Annotated in this window: 1 protein-coding gene and 1 pseudogene; both read right to left on the bottom strand. The window is 72.1% G+C overall.

What is annotated here, in order from left to right:
• Positions 1-183: pseudogene (locus AC1DWF_RS33320) on the bottom strand (alpha/beta hydrolase); the annotation flags it as partial.
• An 86-nt stretch (positions 184-269) separates the two neighbouring features.
• The coding region (locus tag AC1DWF_RS33315) for a trypsin-like peptidase domain-containing protein (protein WP_476842775.1) at positions 270-849 on the bottom strand (580 nt) is incomplete at its 5' end.

Raw genomic sequence — 849 nt, 5'->3', positions numbered from 1 at the left:
GGAGAAGGCCGTCATGGTCTCGGGCCGCTTGTTGCGGACGAAGATCTCGATGCCTGGGCTCCCTTCGCCCGCCGGCACCATGAATTCCTCGGTGACGACGCGCGGTGCCTGCGCTTGACCCTCCGAGGTCAGGAGCACGGGCGCGGCGAGGGCCGGGGCGGCGAACAATGCGCGGCGTTGCATGGGATTCTCCCTGGGGTTGGGCGCAGACTAGCCAAGGGCGTGGGGTTCCGCGAGGGGTGGGGTCCCGCCGGCGTTCCGGCTCCGCATCAGCGCTCGCAGCGGATGAAGAGCGTGCTGCGGTGGATGAGCTCGCCGATATCGGGCGCGCTGCGTTCCGGCCCCGTGCTCTCGGCCGTGCGGGCCTCCACCCCCGCGCGGCGGAGGAAGCCCAGCGCCGCCTGGCCCTGCACCGCGAAGTTCACGTTCTGCGCGATGTCGCCGGTACGGCGGCTCACGGCCTGGGCGTTCAGCTTGGAGACCACGACGCCGACGATGTTGCCCTGCATGTCCACCAGCGGCCCGCCGGAATTGCCGGGCTGGACCTCGGCGCTGATCTGGAACTGGTTGGGGTTGTCGCCGATGCCGCGCAGCCCGTTCACCTCGCCGCGCGTGAGCTTGGGATCGGAGCTCAGCAGCCCCGCCAAGGGGAAGCCATAGGCCACCACGCCCTCGCCGCGGCGGATGGCGGGTGCGGTGCGGAAGGCCACGGCGGGGCCGACCAGGCCCGGCACGGCCAGCACCGCGACATCGAGCGCGGCGTCCATCCGCGCCGGCGGCACGGCGGCGAGCCAATGGCCGGTCGGCGTGCGCAGGAGGATGCGGTTGCAGTTGTCCGCCACATGGTGG

It is taken from the genome of Aminobacter sp. P4_D5, from assembly GCF_056401815.1.
This window is presented reverse-complemented; position numbering and strand designations above follow the sequence as displayed.